At 42.0% G+C, this 15,763-nt stretch carries 15 protein-coding genes; 9 read left to right on the plus strand and 6 right to left on the minus strand.

Going from position 1 to position 15,763, the window contains the following annotated elements; translation table 11 throughout:
• Positions 1-187 precede the first annotated feature (187 nt).
• The 3 genes from rpoH (at position 188) to IPL34_RS07995 (ending at position 2,594) form a co-directional block, all read left to right on the plus strand.
• Entirely contained in the window at positions 188-1,054 is an 867-nt protein-coding gene (gene rpoH / locus IPL34_RS07985; protein ID WP_296840344.1) for an RNA polymerase sigma factor RpoH, read from the plus strand.
• 349 nt (positions 1,055-1,403) lie between these two features.
• Positions 1,404-1,991 carry an HNH endonuclease gene (locus tag IPL34_RS07990; protein ID WP_296840346.1) on the plus strand — a complete coding sequence of 196 codons (588 nt, stop codon included), beginning with the start codon at positions 1,404-1,406 and terminating at the stop codon, positions 1,989-1,991.
• A gap of 75 nt (positions 1,992-2,066) precedes the next feature.
• Entirely contained in the window at positions 2,067-2,594 is a 528-nt protein-coding gene (locus tag IPL34_RS07995; protein ID WP_296840348.1) for a hypothetical protein, read from the plus strand.
• Between the two features lie 4 nt (positions 2,595-2,598).
• Here the strand turns inward: IPL34_RS07995 and IPL34_RS08000 are convergent, their stop codons facing one another.
• Complete coding sequence (locus IPL34_RS08000) at positions 2,599-3,324, minus strand: SPOR domain-containing protein (protein WP_296840350.1); 726 nt, start codon at positions 3,322-3,324, stop codon at positions 2,599-2,601.
• 272 nt (positions 3,325-3,596) lie between these two features.
• Between IPL34_RS08000 and IPL34_RS08005 the strand changes: the two genes are divergently transcribed.
• Together IPL34_RS08005 and IPL34_RS08010 are read left to right on the plus strand one after the other, a co-directional pair.
• Positions 3,597-3,935 (plus strand): P-II family nitrogen regulator, encoded by a 339-nt coding sequence (locus tag IPL34_RS08005; RefSeq protein WP_296840352.1) that lies wholly within the window; start codon positions 3,597-3,599, stop codon positions 3,933-3,935.
• Between the two features lie 13 nt (positions 3,936-3,948).
• On the plus strand, positions 3,949-5,310 hold the full coding sequence (locus IPL34_RS08010) for an ammonium transporter (protein ID WP_296840355.1): 1,362 nt from the start codon (positions 3,949-3,951) through the stop codon (positions 5,308-5,310).
• A gap of 84 nt (positions 5,311-5,394) precedes the next feature.
• On the opposite strand, the gene IPL34_RS08015 is transcribed toward IPL34_RS08010, so the two are convergent.
• From IPL34_RS08015 to IPL34_RS08035, 5 genes are all read right to left on the minus strand, one after another.
• Positions 5,395-8,493, minus strand: coding sequence for a type I restriction endonuclease subunit R (locus IPL34_RS08015; protein ID WP_296840357.1), 3,099 nt, complete (start codon positions 8,491-8,493; stop codon positions 5,395-5,397).
• Positions 8,494-8,522: 29 nt separating this feature from the next.
• Complete coding sequence (locus IPL34_RS08020) at positions 8,523-9,647, minus strand: anticodon nuclease (RefSeq protein WP_296840359.1); 1,125 nt, start codon at positions 9,645-9,647, stop codon at positions 8,523-8,525.
• A 1-nt stretch (position 9,648) separates the two neighbouring features.
• A complete protein-coding gene (locus IPL34_RS08025; protein WP_296840362.1) occupies positions 9,649-10,746 on the minus strand; it encodes a restriction endonuclease subunit S in 1,098 nt (365 codons plus the stop codon).
• Between the two features lie 73 nt (positions 10,747-10,819).
• Complete coding sequence (locus tag IPL34_RS08030; protein WP_366931027.1) at positions 10,820-11,866, minus strand: PDDEXK nuclease domain-containing protein; 1,047 nt, start codon at positions 11,864-11,866, stop codon at positions 10,820-10,822.
• Positions 11,863-13,410 carry a type I restriction-modification system subunit M gene (locus IPL34_RS08035; RefSeq protein WP_296840366.1) on the minus strand — a complete coding sequence of 516 codons (1,548 nt, stop codon included), beginning with the start codon at positions 13,408-13,410 and terminating at the stop codon, positions 11,863-11,865. The genes IPL34_RS08030 and IPL34_RS08035 overlap by 4 nt, the downstream gene beginning before the upstream one ends.
• Positions 13,411-13,562: 152 nt before the next feature.
• On the opposite strand from IPL34_RS08035, the gene ccmA reads away from it, so the two are divergent.
• Genes ccmA through ccmD form a run of 4 tightly spaced genes read left to right on the plus strand, consistent with a single transcriptional unit; the run spans position 13,563 to position 15,758 of the window.
• Positions 13,563-14,180, plus strand: a complete 618-nt coding sequence (gene ccmA / locus IPL34_RS08040; protein ID WP_296840369.1) for a heme ABC exporter ATP-binding protein CcmA — start codon at positions 13,563-13,565, stop codon at positions 14,178-14,180.
• On the plus strand, positions 14,168-14,839 hold the full coding sequence (gene ccmB / locus IPL34_RS08045) for a heme exporter protein CcmB (protein WP_296840372.1): 672 nt from the start codon (positions 14,168-14,170) through the stop codon (positions 14,837-14,839). Before ccmA ends, ccmB begins: the two co-directional genes overlap by 13 nt.
• Entirely contained in the window at positions 14,836-15,585 is a 750-nt protein-coding gene (locus tag IPL34_RS08050; protein WP_296840375.1) for a heme ABC transporter permease, read from the plus strand. Before ccmB ends, IPL34_RS08050 begins: the two co-directional genes overlap by 4 nt.
• Positions 15,582-15,758, plus strand: a complete 177-nt coding sequence (gene ccmD / locus IPL34_RS08055; RefSeq protein WP_296840378.1) for a heme exporter protein CcmD — start codon at positions 15,582-15,584, stop codon at positions 15,756-15,758. The genes IPL34_RS08050 and ccmD overlap by 4 nt, the downstream gene beginning before the upstream one ends.
• The last annotated feature ends 5 nt before the right edge of the window (positions 15,759-15,763 follow it).

The following is a 15,763-nucleotide window of genomic DNA, read 5'->3' on the forward strand; positions in this document are numbered from 1 at the left end:
TATAAGACAGTTTAATAATAAGGCGAGCTAGAGAGGCACTAAAGGGTGGGTAGTACAGAGGTAGCAATTCTGTTTACGAGCTGTCAAGGGGTTTTAACCAAAAAAATTAGCACTCATCATTAAAGAGTGCTAAAATAGCAAAAAGTCAAGCACTAAAAATCGTTAATCTTAAGGAGATTACCCTATTATGAGTCAAGCATTGATGTTACGTGGACAAACTTTACCAAGCCCTGTGGGTAGCTTGGAGAGTTATATCCATGCCATTCATGCGATTCCCGTACTCGAGGCAGACGCAGAAAAAGAATTAGCCTCACGTCTCCGCTTATATAATGACTTAGATGCGGCACGACGTTTGGTGTTGCATAACCTACGCTTCGTGGTAAAAGTGGCGAGGGGCTATAATGGTTATGGTCTGGCATTAGGTGATTTAATCCAAGAAGGGAACATTGGGCTGATGAAAGCGGTCAAACGTTTCGATCCGGAGATTAATGTGCGCCTGATCTCGTTTGCAGTACATTGGATTCGCGCTGAAATTCATGAGTTTATTTTACGCAACTGGAAGATTGTTAAAGTTGCTACCACTAAAGCACAACGTAAGTTGTTCTTTAATTTACGTAGTAGCAAAAATCGTCTGGGATGGCTCACTCATCAAGAGGCACAGTCTGTCGCCGATGATTTAGGGGTGAGCACGGCGGATGTATTAGAAATGGAAAAGCGCATGAGTGCGCAAGATGTGGCGTTTGATTTATCACCGGATCAAGAAGACAGTGAACAAAACTATGCACCACAACACTACTTAGCCAGTAGTGATTATGATCCTTCTGAAGTTCTCGAAAATGAGGAGTGGGAGGATTTTACGCGTGAGCGTTTTGCGCTAGCACTCAGTGAACTCGATGAGCGTAGCCGTGACATCTTAGCGAGTCGCTGGTTAGCGGAAGAAAAGGCAACCTTGCAAGAGTTGGCTGAGCGTTATCACGTATCAGCCGAGCGTATTCGCCAATTGGAAAATGTGGCGGTGAAGAAATTAAAACAGGCGGTTCTGTTGGAAGCATAAAATGACTTCTATAAAAAAAGCCGCGTTAAGCGGCTTTTTTTTGGTCTATTCAAAGGCTGTTAATTGCCAAAGAAGACTACCGAGAAGAATGAGAACCATGACCATGCCACTAAGGCAATCACAATTGCCATGGGCAAACCAAAACCAAAATCTAATTTAAACATAGTATTTACCTTTTCACAGATGACCTAATGTAGAGCATAATCCAATCGAGGTCTAACCGACAAGCATTAGGTTTCGTTAATATGCTCATTTATGGCTTGTCACCAAACTTTAACTTTTTTTATGTACTCATTCAGTAGGATAGGAGCCTATCAGTGCTGACACACTAGCAAACAAGGATAACGATATGGAACAAAACTTAAATCAAGCGATTTTGCGAACGGATATCAGTGGCTTGCCACTCGAATGGATTCATTTCCAAACGGCCGTAAAATTATATTGTGCCGATCAAGTAGCCTATACCTGTGGATCGCCTCTATTAGTGATTCATGGTGGGATTAATGCGCGTACCGGCGAACAAAGTGTGCTTGAGATTAATTCTATTATCGCAACGGTGGGTAGTCAGCACGGGCTTAATAGCCAACGCTATATACCCCCTTTGAATAATTCAGCTTTGTTTAGGCGTGATAGCCATACCTGTATGTATTGCGGCGAAACCTTTAGTGAGCGGCACTTATCCCGTGATCATATTCGCCCCCTTGTACAAGGTGGACAAGATACTTGGACGAATGTGGTGACGGCTTGCCGTGATTGTAATAGCCTTAAAGGGGGACGCACCCCTGAGCAGGCGCATATGCCCCTCTTGGCTATACCTTTTCAGCCGACTTATGCGGAATATGTGTATCTTCAAGGTAGGCATATTTTAGCGGATCAAATGGAGTTTTTATGTGCGCATTTTCCGCGTAGCAGTCGCTTACGGGAACGCTTGCAGTAACTTGACTCAATAATCCTTTGACTTAAGCTCCTAAGGTATACACTTTAGGAGTGACAAGGATTAAGAGGTATTAGGATGATAGTCCCCATATGCTGCCAGCGAGTATTGCTCATCGCTACCTTGAGTTTGCTATGCACCGCTTGCCAAGAACAAGCTGATGCAACTTTGACTCCTAAAGTCGAAATCAAACCCACCCCTAATACTCAATTGACCGAATTAGCCCTGCCCCCGATGGATTCAAAGCCCTATATTACGGATCAATATCAACTACCTACGGGGCTAGTAGTGCAGCTATGGCAAGAACAGGGTCAGTGTCAACTCCAAATAGGGCAACACGCTAAACAAGTATTAGCACTACAAGCCCCCTGTCGCTTTATGCGTTCTCCAGCCACTGATAAGGTACAAGTCTTCAAAGCAGATCGTGTAATACGAGTGGTAGCCCTAGTAGGGGACGTTATAAATAAGGATTGTGGCAATGCAGTACGCGCTCTAATCGTGCGCGGTAATAGTGTGCATTTAGCCGATAAAACCCTTAAACAAGGCTCGTATTGTGTGAGTCGAGGGTTAGAAAACGCGCATTACGTACAGTTTTTGAAGCCTTAAGCTTTTAGTAACTCGGTTGGCGCATTAACACGAAACTTTTACTCAATAATTTGGGATAGCGGCGGCGAATCTGATCACGTACTGCACGGGCGCTATTTAAATTAGCATAACGTCCTACTCGTACTCTAAATAATATGCCAGCCTTATCTTCTATTTGGTAAATATAAACTAAATAACCATCTTGCTCTAAGGAGCGCCTAATACTGTAAGCCGTTTTTGAATAATAGCCGGCATAGACTTGTACGGTGTAATAACCTTTAGCTAAATTGGCTGGAAACTCAGCAGGTGGATTAGTGACTCGCACTGGAGCAGAGCGGGTGCTGCGTCTATATTCTAAGCTTTGGGTTTGTGGCGTCTCTTGTATGGCTTGGGTAGCGGCGGCAACAGGTTCTTGAGTCATCAGGGAGGTGCTATTGGAGTCGTTACTGTCTTGATACACCGCATTATCATCATTGGGTGGAACCCATTCATCGGTTAAAAGTTCACCCTCTGGGGCAGCTACCGAGGCATTAACCCCTTGATTAGTCGTATTAGCAGGCACTTTGGGCAGACTGATACTAGGTAGTCTCTCAGTAATCTGGCTCATACTGGGGAGTTTATCCATGCCGGGGATCATGTTTTTTTTGTATAGCAGAATTAAACCCACCACGATAATAACAAAGATGAGTACGTGCGATAAACGAAGTCCCCCCCCTCTGGGGCGTTGAGTACTTGGCGCAGGCTGAGACATATGAAACCCATGTTAGTTTTCCCTAACTATAGACAAGTTCTAATACTTTCCCAAGTAAAACTCATTAATGCCTAAAGTCTGCTTATAAAATGTACTCTAACCATGGTGCGCTGCAATAGTATAAGCACTTTTTTAGTGCAAAATGGATGCACTATTTAAGTACTTTTCTATTAATAGCGCCTCTATAAGGGTTTGGCATATCAATTGCAAAGTATTTCCTAACCGGACACTTTTAGAGTCCATTCCACAGACGGTTATGGAGTACACATTAAATGAAAATGATCACTGCCATTATTAAACCCTTTAAGCTCGATGATGTGCGCGATGCCTTGGGTGAAATTGGGATTAAGGGAATAACAGTTACAGAGGTCAAAGGATTTGGTCGCCAGAAAGGACATACTGAGTTATATCGTGGTGCTGAGTATGTTGTTGATTTTTTGCCTAAAATTAAATTAGAAGCAGCGGTGGATGATGCAGTGGTTGATCAGGTGATTGAAGTAATCACTAATTCAGCTAATACCGGAAAAATTGGTGACGGCAAAATTTTCGTATCCCCTATTGAACAAGCTATTCGGATTCGCACTAGCGAACGCGGCGTGGATGCACTCTAAGGAGCATTGAAATATGAAGTATTTACGGTTAATGAGTTTAATGACTTTATTGGGGGCATCGAGTTTAGCACTAGCAGATACTCCTGTGCCGGATAAAGGCGATACCACTTGGATGATGATTTCTACCATTCTGGTTATTTTGATGATTTTACCCGGTTTGGCTTTATTTTATGGCGGTTTAGTACGCGCTAAAAATATGTTGTCAGTACTGAGCCAAGTGTTTGCTATTTTTTGCGTGATTGCCATTTTATGGGTGGTTTATGGTTATAGCCTAGCCTTCACCGATGGCGGAGCGCTCAATAGCTTTATAGGTGGTTTTGACAAACTGTTCCTTAAGGGCGTTGATACTGCTGCGGTGGTTGAAACCTTCTCCAAAGGTGTAGTCATTCCTGAAATGGTATTTATGGTATTCCAATTAACCTTTGCGGGGATTACGGCTGCTTTGATCGTGGGTGGATTTGCCGAGCGCATTAAGTTTTCAGCCTTAATTGTCTTCAGTGCTTTATGGTTCACTTTCTCTTATTTACCCATGGCTCATATGGTGTGGTTCTGGGGTGGTCCTTCAGCACCTACTGCGCCAGCAGGTTTTTTATTTAGTCACGGTGCTCTCGATTTTGCAGGTGGTACAGTCGTCCATATTAATGCAGCGATTGCCGCTTTAGTGGGTGCAATGGTGATTGGTAAGCGGATTGGTTATGGTAAAGAAGCGATGGCTCCTCATAATTTAGCCTTAACTATGATCGGTGGTTCGTTACTCTGGGTCGGTTGGTTCGGCTTTAATGCGGGCTCTAATTTGGAAGCCACAGGAACAGCAGTCTTAGCCATGGTCAATACAGTAGTAGCAACGGCAGCGGCGGCTTTAGCGTGGATGTTCGTTGAGTGGATGATTCGTGGTAAGCCTTCTATGCTGGGTATTGTATCAGGTGCAGTGTCAGGTCTGGTTGCAGTGACTCCGGCGGCGGGTTTCTCTGGCCCTATGGGTGCGATTATTTTAGGCGCAGTGGCAGGTGCGGCGTGTCTATGGGGTGTGACCGTAATGAAACGTTGGATTGGTTACGATGATTCACTCGACGTATTCGGTGTACACGGTATTGGTGGGGTAATCGGTGCGCTAGGCACTGCGGTGGTGGCTAGCCCAGCGTTAGGTGGTTCTGGTGTATTTGATTACACTGCCAATGCCGTTGCCGAATATAATATGGTGGCACAATTTATCAGCCAAGCTTGGGGTGTAGTCACTGCGATTATATGGTCAGGTGTAGTGAGCTTTGTATTATTTAAATTGATTGATGTCACTATGGGATTACGTGTCAATAGTGAAGAAGAACGTGAAGGTTTAGACACAGTAACTCACGGTGAACGCGCTTATAATCTATAACTCTATTCTTCACTCCCAAGGTATCGCAATGATACTGCTAAAGGCTGGTTGATCCAGCCTTTTGTATAAGCGAGAAAAAAGTCGTTAAACCGTCCCACCCACACCTTTAAATTTCTCCACAAAGGCTGCTATTTTTTGAAAAACACTTTGTTTTTTCGTTAAATAGTGCGGATTAAGCGGACTCATCTTTGGAAGAACCGCATTGAGTTCTGTACCATTTTCACTGGCATATTCTCGTTTTAACGATACCGTGATATAACGTTTGGCTGCTTCCACATTCAGGTTTTCCGAACTAATCAACTCATCTGCCTCACGCTGTTGTTCTGCCTGAGCAAAGGTAAAAAAAGCTTCAATAATACTAGGTTTGTCGAGAATGCTGTCCAAGTTAGTTTGATTAATAAAATCAACCAGCAAACTTTCTTTGGCACGATTACCAAGACTGGCACGAATTAAACGGCGCACTTCTTCGACCAATGCCACCTTATCTTTTATTTTTTTGTTGTGTTCAAAAACTAACTCAAGAATATAATCCAGATTAATCTCTTGCGACTTAAGTAAATCCACCTCAAAAACCACATCATCCCAATCAAGGGTAGATGCTTCTTTTTCTTTGGTAGATTTTTCCCGTCGTAGCCAGTCACGAATATCGTTATAAGTTGAGCGGTAATCTTGAATAGTTCGCTCACTTGGAATCGTAACCGCCTGCATCGCAGTTAAGTCAGCATCGTTTAAGTAATACTTAGCCTTAAATGCTTCGACATTAGCAGGGTCGGTCATATCCACATTCTGCAAAGCTTTTAAGCCTGCAAATTCATCATAGTTTTGCAAGACATTCTCGACACGTAAATATTCACCAAATAATTTAGCAAAATCTTTTTTATCTTTTTCTTTAACAATATCATCAGGGTTTGGAAAGCGTTGTTGTAATTCTTCTACCACATCCATAAAACCACGACGAGCTTCACCAGTTACACTATCAGTGAAGCCTTCCATGTATTCTTTATAGCTTTTTTCCAGCACCACATTTTTGGTATTCTCATCACCAAAACAGGTAATGGCTTCCTCAGTAGCTTCCTTTAGATCACGGAAAGTAACGATATTACCAAATGTTTTAGTCGCATCATAAATACGGTTAGTACGTGAGTAGGCTTGTATCAAACCGTGGTAACGCAATTTTTTATCCACGAATAGGGTATTTAATGTAGGCGCATCAAAGCCTGTCAAAAACATACCCACTACAATGATCAAATCAACCTCTTGGTTTTTTACTCGTTTTGCCAAATCACGGTAATAATTTTGAAATGCCTTGCTATCAACACCGTAATTGGTTTTAAAGAGTGCATTATAATCAGCAATGGCTGAGCTTAAGAACTCCTTCGCACTACTATCCATCGCGCTAAGCTCAAAGCTTTCATCTACAATATCGCCTACCGCGTCTTGTTCTTCATTGGCAGCAAAAGAAAAGATAGTCGCAATCTTAAGTGGCTTATAACTATCTTTCTGTAAATGCTTAAAGGCTTCATAATATGACTTAGCTGCATCTACACTACTTACCGCAAACATAGCGTTAAAGCCCTTGCCGTTAGCCTGTAAGCGGTGAGTTTTTTGCTTAAAATTATTCAGAATATATTGTGCGATTTCCCGAATACGCTCAGGATGCAATAAGGCGTGTTTGTTTTCTGCTGCGGTAAGCTTTTTCTCGTCTTGTTCCGTTTCAATTGCCTTAAACTTTGGACGGACATCATTATAATCCACTTTAAACTTTAATACTTTCTCATCACGAATGGCATCAGTAATCACATAAGAATGCAAGTTATACCCAAACACCGATTCAGTGGTTTCTGCACCTAATGCGTTTTTCCCAAAAATCGGTGTGCCTGTAAATCCAAACTGATAAAACTTTTTAAATTTTTTCTTTAAGTTTTTTTGAGCCTCACCGAATTGCGAGCGGTGCGCTTCATCAAAAATAAATACGACTTGCTTAGTATAAATAGGCAAGTCGTTTTCATTTTTCATCAAGTTATTCAGTTTTTGAATGGTAGTGACGATGATTTTATTATCGTCTTTATCAAGATTACGTTTTAGTCCTGCGGTACTCTCTGAGCCATTGACACTATCGGGTGAAAAGCGTTGATACTCCTTCATGGTTTGATAATCGAGGTCTTTACGATCCACCACAAAAAATACTTTATCAATAAACTCTAACTCAGTCGCTAAACGTGCTGCCTTAAAACTGGTGAGGGTTTTTCCTGAACCTGTTGTGTGCCAAATATAACCACCGCCCTTAGTAGTGCTCCAGTTTTTTGTCTGATAGGCGCTATTGATTTTGCACAAAATACGCTCAGTCGCAGCAATCTGATAAGGGCGCATAATTAACAAGGTATCGCTGACATCAAATACTGAATAGTTTATCAGTACATTCAACAAGGTATTTTGTTGGAAAAAGGTAGTAGTAAAGTCTTTTAAATCCTTTATCAGGGTATTGTCCGATCTTGCCCAATTCATGGTGAAATCGAAACTGTTTTTATCACGCTTAGTCGTATTGGAAAAATAACGGGTGTCCGTGCCGTTTGAAATCACAAAAAGCTGCAAATACTTAAACAACGAGTGTTCAGCATTGAAACTTTCCTTGCTGTAACGATGAACTTGGTTAAAGGCTTCACGGATGGCTACGCCCCGTTTTTTTAGCTCAACTTGCACTAATGGCAAGCCATTCACCAAAATAGTAACATCATAGCGATTAATCTGTGTACCTTTTTGCTCAAACTGTCTAATCACTTGTAATTTATTACGGGCAATAGTTTTTTTATCTAAAAGGTAAATATTTTGTATATGCCCATCATCAAAAACAAAATCATAAATGTAGTCATTATGAATTTTGCGGGTTTTGTCGATGCTATTATCACTAGGCTTGTCTAAGTATTCCTCAACAAAGCGTTGCCATTCGCTATCTGAAAACTGCACATCATTGAGGGTTTGCAACTGTACTCGCACATTAGCCAGCATTTTTTCGTGGGTATTGAGATCACGCAGATACTCATAACCTTGGCTTTCCAAATTTTCGATAAATTCACGCTCTAAGTCATATTCGCTTTGATAGCCTTCATTGACCTGTGAACACTTGGTGTACTTATCTAGCACGATGAAGCTATTCGACTCTACGATGGTTTTATATTCTTTCATTTACTCATCCTCGAATAATACTTTTTCATTTAGCTAACAATCGACTTGAAACGATAGGTTTCATTAATGTGCTTCACCAAATAGCTCAAAACACGCTTATCATCAGTGTTCAATTCAACTATCTCATCCCCTGAATGCTTAGAGTGGCTTGATATATTGATAATACGTGCTTCATAAGGGTTACGACTACCTGCGATCTGAGGCAGTAACTCTGCCCAACTTTGATAACCCAGAAATGTTGATGTTTTTTCCAAAATATTTCTAAGGAAATTAAAGTGGTATTTGTGCAAAAAACCCGTCTCAATAGCTTTTTCAAGCTCAGCCTTAAGATAAAGATGATACGAAAATGGTGAATCACTGGACTGAGATACTAAATCATATTCTCCATTTTCATATTTTTTAAGAACATACTTCTTAAAGGTGTCTTTCTTAAACTCATTGTGCAGTATGTTGTAAAAAAGTGGGTTATGAGTTGTGATAATAAACTTAATACTTGATGTACTGGATTTAACCAGTTGCGCTAAATTCACTGCCAGCTCAATTAAATGATTCTCATCTAAAGAACTTACGGGATCATCAATAAATACATATTCTAACTGATCAAAATCCGACGTTTCACGTTCGCTAGGTTCTGCCACATTCAAGACATCAATTACTTGCTTGAGCAAAGAATAAAACACACTCCAGATAAAGTTGCTTTCCTCGCCTTTTGATATTTTTATATTTTCTGATACCTCATCATTTCCTCGCATATAAGAAAATGTAACTTCAGAAAAATCAGAACTAAATTTAGGAGTTAGCTTTTCATTGGTATACTGTTGAAAGCTGGTAGTAATATTCTGATCTTGACCTTGATTTTGCAGAACCCATTGAGTAAAAGAGTTTGGTTGAATTTTTAATTTAGGCTCAACATCAAACTCCAAGTCATTATCCCAATAGAACAAATCTTCCGTAAATGCATTGTAATAAAGTATTTTTTTGTGTACTAATTTTGTTTCCTCTGCATCTTTTTCAGTTTCGGTTTTTGGTACAATTAAATCTTTAAACTCTCGCGACAAACGAGTCTTACCAGTACCATTAAAGGCATAAATCAAATGAACTTTTTTATTGGATTTTTTGAGTTGTTGTGCAATATCTGTTAATGATGATGCCATACTATGCCTCTAGCGCTGGTTTTGGAAAACTCAATAGCTTTTCACGATAATATTCATATTGCTTTTGACGTAATTCGACTTCACGCGGTAAACCCTCAGTAATTGAATTGGTTAGCACATAAAATTTATCCAAAATAGCAACAATTCGCTTTTGTTCGGAGAACGAAGGTACTGGTATCGGAAAGTTTAGAAACATTGGCCTGCGGAGTGAAGTGACAGATGAACTCACCGATGCTTTTTGTATGTACGTGTAAAAATATGATGCTATGTAATGATATACAAATCTCGAATCCATATTTTCGCTTGGGACAATACGGTATGCTCGCTGATGTAGTGCATATTTACCTTGGGCGTAATGAAATACTTTTCCTACCCCAGCACCATCTCCAGCAGTGATAATCGCAGTTTCATCAAAGTCAAACATATTTAGCTTTAACGGCTCACGACCGCGAGCATAAAAAATATAATCCCCATCCTCAATAGCATCTTGTGTGTCATGACTGCCTGTACCAATTATTGCCACCTCTCCCAAAGTTTTCCATTCCACATCCCCCTCTTCAAAACTCAACAACTGATCACGATAGTAGTTGTATTGTTTTTTCCGCATAGTAAGAGCGACGGTAAGAGCGGCGGTAAGAGCGGCGGTAAGAGCGGTAAATGCGTCCAAAATACGAATGATTTCGGTTTGAATATGCAGCGGAGGAATGGGGATTGGAATTTTGTTTAAAATAGCTTGTGTTAAGCTTGGCCTACCTGAGCCAGCATCCAATGCCATGAGGTCTATTGTTGTAATAAAATAATAAAGAAATTTTGGAAAAACCTTCGATTCATCAATTTCTGTATAGTAAATTGTATCAACGTTCCAAAATGGCGATTCAACATAAAAAATATTTGTAATCGAGCCTTTTCGAGGAATCAAAACTGTTGGCTTGTTATATGAGTATGTATCGACATATCCCATGACTCCTCCCGAACCATAAACCGGAATATCTCCTGAATTTAAACCTTTCCAATCTTTTCCATGCTTTATTTTGGCAACTTCCCCCAGCGGTTTCCATTTAACTTCAACACCTTTGAGTAGGTCTAAGATATTACTCATGGTTATAGCTCCTTGGTTTTGAAGATGCTATAACCTGCGTTATAATAGCTAACCTCGATTCCCTTCATAAAACTCATTTTTTGTCACCTTCCAATAACCTACGTTCTGCCAGCCGTTCGCGTACTTCAATCAATGCGCTATGCAACTTTTCTTCCAGTAATTTCCTAGATGGCAAGCATGTCCAATACTCAGCAACCATAATATTATCCTTGGGCATATTCAGCAGCTCCACCTGCTCAGAACCCGCTTCTGCACAAAGAATCAAACCAATGGGTGCTTCCTCTCCTGCTTGCCGCTCGTGTTTATTCAGCCAGTTCAGATACAGCTCCATCTGCCCTTTATAAGCTGCTTTAAAATGGTTTATTTTCAGTTCAACCGCGACCAAACGTCTCAGCTTACGGTGAAAAAAAAGCAGGTCAAGATAAAAATCTTCTCCGTCAATGATCATACGTTTTTGGCGTTCTACAAACGCAAAACCTTTCCCCAACTCCAGAATAAAAAGCTCAAGTTCTTTGAGGATGGCATTCTCCAGTTCATTTTCTAAATATCCCTCCTTCAACCCCAAAAAATCTAAGAAGTAAGGATCCTTGAAATTTCCGTATAAATGCCCTGCATCGGCTAGTGCCAGCTTAGTATCAGCGATCTCAGCGCGTTCAAAGACTTTACGCTCAATCTGAAGCCTCAATACCCGTTTACTCCAACCTGCATCAATAGCGGTACGTGCATAAAACAATCTAGCTTCGAGTGATTTCAAAGGAATCAATGCCAGAAAATGCGACCAACTCAATTGTCGTGCCAGCGGAACGACAATCTCAATATCTGGAAAAGTCTCTGCAAACTGCATCATGCGCCGCAGATTGTTCGCCTCAAAACTTTTGCCATAAAGTGCGACAAGCTCTTGAGCCAGAGACACCACAACCTGCTTGCCGTATTCCGCTCTCTCACCATGCAGCACTTCTGCATTTATTCGACGGCCAACCTGCCAATAGGTGAGGGTAAGCGCACTATTCACCGCTACAGCGACTTGGCCACGACCTTGTTCAACAAGAGCCTTTACATCGCGCAGCAGATCACTCGTTTGCAGGTTGGGTGGTTGATTTTTTGATTCATCTAACATCATACCGTCCCCTCAATCTCTGCAACAATGGCATCAATATCAGCACGTAAACGGTCAATCTTCGCCACCGTGCTTTTCAATTCGGCATTGAGCTTGGCAATATCAATCACTTCGCGGGTATCTTTAGCTTCCACATAAGAACTGACCGACAGGTTGTATTCATTTTTAGCAATATCAACGTATTCCACCGATTTAGCAAAATGGGCAACCTCATCCTTGCTATCGAATGCCCTCATGATTGGCTCGATATGTTCATCGGTGAGCATATTGTTATTGGTTTCTTTTTTGAACAAACTGCTGGCATCAATAAACTGGGTTTTGGTATCGGTTTTGTGTTTGGAAAGCACTAAGATATTGACGGCAATAGAGGTACCAAAAAACAAATTGGGGGCTAAAGCAATCACGGTTTCAACGTAGTTATTATCCACCAAATATTGGCGAATTTTCTGCTCCGCACCTCCTCGGTAAAAAATACCGGGGAAGCAAACAATCGCTGCCCGTCCTTTGCCAGATAAATAACTTAAGCAATGTAATACAAATGCAAAGTCAGCCTTAGACTTGGGGGCTAATACACCAGCGGGGGCAAAGCGTTCATCGTTAATAAGGGTGGGGTCGTCGCTGCCAATCCAGTTCACCGAATACGGCGGGTTAGACACAATCGCATCAAAGGGTTTGTCATCGCCAAAATGAGGGTCTAATAGCGTGTTACCCAACGCCACATGGAACTTATCGTAATTGATGTTGTGCAAAAACATATTCATACGCGCAAGGTTATAGGTGGTGTGGTTGATTTCCTGCCCGTAGAAACCTTCTTCGATGATATGAGCATCAAAGTGTTTTTTAGCTTGCAACAACAATGAGCCTGAGCCAGCAGCGGGGTCGTAAATTTTATTGACGGTCTTTTGCCCGTGCATTGCCAGTTGCGCAATCAGCTTGGATACGTGTTGCGGGGTAAAAAACTCACCGCCTGATTTACCCGCATTCGCGGCATAGTTAGAAATCAAAAACTCATAGGCATCACCAAACAAATCAATCTGGTTATTTTGGAAATTGCCAAAACTAAGTCCTGCCACGCCTTTGAGTACAGCGGCTAAACGGGTGTTTTTATCTTTAACCGTATTGCCCAATCGGTTACTGGTGGTATCAAAATCGGCAAACAAGCCTTTAATATCATCTTCGGAGGGGTAGCCATTCGCCGAACTTTCAATAGCGGCAAAAATAGCAGCCAAATCGGTGTTCAAATTAGGATTATTATTGGCGTTAGTAGCAACGTTTACGAACAACTGGCTGGGGTAGATGAAATACCCCTTGGTTTTAACCGCATCGTCTTTAATTTCTGGGGTAATAACATCATCAGGGAGTGCGGCATAATTTACACTTTCGTCATCCCCCTCAAGGTAACTGGCAAAGTTTTCACTAATGAACCGATAGAACAACGTGCCTAACACATATTGTTTGAAGTCCCAGCCATCGACGGAGCCACGCACCTCGTTGGCAATTTGCCAGATTTGGCGTTGCAGTTCGGCGCGTTGTTGGGTACTGGTCATGGGTAAATTCCTGTTTTATGAGTATTGGAGTAAGTTCAGCAAGGAACAAAATAGGATTATAACGAGTATTAACCCTCTATTGGAGAGGTAGACAACACTGCTAGGTCTTTTTATAGTGGCTTTATCTCTGCTAGGAACCCATTTAGTCACGTATGTCTTTAACTGTCCAATCAATTAGTTACGACTATAATGAACACTCATTACTAACAAACATCAGCTTTGAATTAGGGGCAGGGCAGTGGCTGTTTGTCAAAGGCGCTAATGGCAGCGGTAAAACTACGCTATTAAAACTACTGACTGGGTTTAAATCGCCTCATCAGGGGCAAATTCTTTGGCAAGGCACACCTATTCAACAACAGCTTTCTCATTATCAACAAAAAATTGCATGGTTAGGTCATACCAATGGCTTAAAAGCGGAACTGACGGCGCTAGAAAACTTACGTTTTAATCCGGCTATGCAATCCACCGCGTCTATTCAAAACACCTTAAAACGTGTAGGGCTTAAAGCTCAACAGCATCACAGGGTCAGTACCTTCTCGGCTGGTATGAAGCGCCGTTTAGCGTTGGCACGGTTATGTCTTAGCGCAGCCCCTCTTTGGATTTTAGATGAGCCTCAGACCGCTTTAGATCAGGCGGGTACTCAGTTATTGGTCGAGTTATTAACTGAGCACTTACAGCAACAAGGCTCGGTGATTCTAAGCTCGCATTTACCCTTAAAGCTCGTGGGTTTCGAGCCACACTATTTGGAGTTGAGCGAGTGCGAAGGTTGAAGTTACTGATTCAACGTGAGGTATTGCTAGCATGGCGGCGGCGCTCCGAGAGTTCAGCACCTTTATTATTTTTAGTGTTGGTAGTCGTGTTATTTGCTTTTGGTATTGGTGTAGAGGGTAAGATTCTGCAACGTATTGCCAGTGGTGTGATTTGGGTGGCGACTTTATTGGCGATTTTATTAGCCAGTGAATCCTTGTTTAAGCCCGATTATGAAGATGGGTCTTTAGAGCAACTGGTTTTAAGCCCCTATCCTTTGAGTATTACCGTCTTAGTACGAGTATTAGTGCAATGCAGTTTTATTCTAGTACCTTTATTGGTGTTAGCTCCTTTGATAGCGGTGATGCTGGAAATGACAGGGGCGATGACTTTAGCATTGGTGCAGGGTTTAGTATTGGGTGTGCCTACTTTAAGCCTGATTGCCGCTATTGGGAGCGCTTTAACGGTGAGCCTCAAGCAAAGCGGTATGTTGCTCGCCTTGGTGGTGTTGCCGCTGTATATCCCCGTGTTAATTTTTGCCAGTAGTACTGTGGAATTAACACGCCAAGCACTACCTATTACCGGACAACTGTATAGTTTGGCTGGCTTATTAGTATTGAGTGTGAGCCTAGCGCCTTGGGCGATTGCTAGTGCTTTACGGGTGGGAGTCGCGCAAACATGACCCTATTCAAAGGTTGGCAACGGCTAGCGTCTCCAGCCGTCTTTTATCAACTTGCTACGCGTTTAATCCCTTGGCTAGGAACCATTACGGTTGTGCTATTGCTAGTAGGGCTGTATGGCGGTTTAGTCTTAGCGCCCCCTGACTATCAACAAGGTGAAGCTTTCCGCATTATCTATGTGCATGTTCCAGCGGCTTGGTTATCTTTAATGATTTATACCCTGATGGCAGTCTGGGGCGCGATTATCCTGATTTGGCGGATTAAATTAGTGGAGCAGCTTTTGGTCGAAAGTACGGTGATTGGTGCGAGTTTTACTTTAATTGCTTTAGTGACAGGTTCCATTTGGGGTAAACCGATGTGGGGCTCTTGGTGGGTTTGGGATGCGCGTTTGACCTCGGAGCTGATTTTATTATTTCTCTATTTAGGGGTGCTGAGTTTGTATCAGGCTATTCCTGATAAGCGCATGGCGGCAAAAGCGGCGGCAATTTTGGCGTTAGTAGGAGTGGTGAATATTCCTATCATTCACTATTCGGTGGAGTGGTGGAATACCCTGCATCAAGGTCCTACTATTACTAAATTCGATAAGCCCTCCATTCATATGTCTATGCTGATTCCTTTATTAATCATGGCGTTGGCTTTTAAGCTATTTTATGTCTGGGTATTACTATTACGGGTACGTAACGACCTCATCAGGCGTGAAAGGACGCGCCACTGGGTTAAGCAATTAGTACAGGAGCAAAAGCTATGAGTGACCTCAGTGCGTGGACTACTTGGTTAGCCATGGGCGGTTATGCCGGTTATGTGTGGGGTGCGTTGGGCTTTACCTTAATAGTCTTGGCAATGAACGTGCTATTACCTTGGCTACAGTTGCGTGCTTTACGCAAGCAGATACGTCAGTCTTATGAGTCGCAGGAGGAGTGATAACC

This window comes from Thiofilum sp., from assembly GCF_016711335.1.
Taxonomy (GTDB): Bacteria; Pseudomonadota; Gammaproteobacteria; order Thiotrichales; family Thiotrichaceae; genus Thiofilum.